Source organism: Mesorhizobium sp. M7A.F.Ca.US.014.04.1.1 (genome assembly GCF_003998745.1).
Taxonomy (GTDB): Bacteria; Pseudomonadota; Alphaproteobacteria; order Rhizobiales; family Rhizobiaceae; genus Mesorhizobium; species Mesorhizobium ciceri.
The window spans coordinates 1-985 of record NZ_RZRW01001143.1; the positions used below are offsets into that span (position 1 = coordinate 1).

Here is a 985-nt window from a genome sequence, read left to right on the forward strand (position 1 = left end):
CCCTTGGGAGGAGGTAAGGGGTGACCGTATTCGTCAAGGTCGGGGAGGAGGTCGACCCTGGCGAAATTCTGTCTAGATCGCCTGGCGGGCGATGATCTTGATTTCGTCGCGGACGATACCGAGATCATGCAGCTGGCGGTTCGAAAGGCGACCCAGCTCGGTAACCGTCTCGCGATAAACGCGCCAGTTACGATAGTTGCGGATCAGGTTCATTGTCGTTCTCTTTTTCAAAACTGGTTCGGACCATTCGCGGTCCGAAGAATTAGACCGCCTTGCGAGCGACGTAAGGAATGTCGCTGCGGCTGATGCCGAGGTCGGTCAGTTCACGGTTGCTCAGGCGGCTCAGCTCGGACACGGTGTCCCTGTAGCGGCGCCAGTTGCGGTAGTTGCGGATCAGGTTCATGGTAGTTCTCGTTTCGTCTTTCTTGCGGATCATTCCGTTTGTGTACGAACTATAAATAGGCGGACCCATATCGATTTAAAAGCGCTATGGCTGCATGGCAGCAATGCAAATTGTGCAATGCAGCATTAACGCTCGTTCACGGACCTGACACAAAGAAACCCGAATCGGAAAATGCCTAAGCGTCAACGGCTTGACCGGATCGGCTGCAAAAAAGACCAAACTTGGGGGGGAGAAGCAGCATGGCGAGCTATTCGTCGCGGGTCAGGGCGGATATCGCGCGCTGGCAGCAGGCCGGCATGATCGACGCCGCGACGGCCGATTCGCTGGCGCGCGATGTCGAGGCCAACGAGCGCAAGTCGCTGAGCTTCGGCTCGATCCTGGCTATGATGGCCGCCTTGCTGTTCGGCGCCGCCATCCTGATTTTCGTCGCCGCCAAGTGGGACGCGATCCCGAGGCTGGCGCGCGTGGCGGCGCTGTTTGCCGTCATCCTTGGCGGCTATGTCGGCGGCGCGGTGCTGAAGGCCCGCGACCATGCGGCAATCGGGGAAGCGCTGTGGATCGTGGCGGCCGCCCCTTTCGGCG

The 985-nt window shown here is 59.5% G+C and carries 3 protein-coding genes; 1 reads left to right on the forward strand and 2 read right to left on the reverse strand.

From position 1 onward, the window contains the following. Positions 1-72: 72 nt before the first annotated feature. Positions 73-213: a DUF1127 domain-containing protein gene (locus EOA22_RS35140; protein ID WP_013531314.1), complete on the reverse strand. Its 141-nt coding sequence runs from the start codon at positions 211-213 to the stop codon at positions 73-75. Between the two features lie 49 nt (positions 214-262). After that, a complete protein-coding gene (locus tag EOA22_RS35145; RefSeq protein WP_013531315.1) occupies positions 263-403 on the reverse strand; it encodes a DUF1127 domain-containing protein in 141 nt (46 codons plus the stop codon). 239 nt (positions 404-642) lie between these two features. Here EOA22_RS35145 and EOA22_RS35150 point away from each other — a divergent pair. Then, a partial coding sequence (locus EOA22_RS35150; protein ID WP_127390690.1) for a DUF2157 domain-containing protein occupies positions 643-985 on the forward strand: 343 nt, incomplete at its 3' end.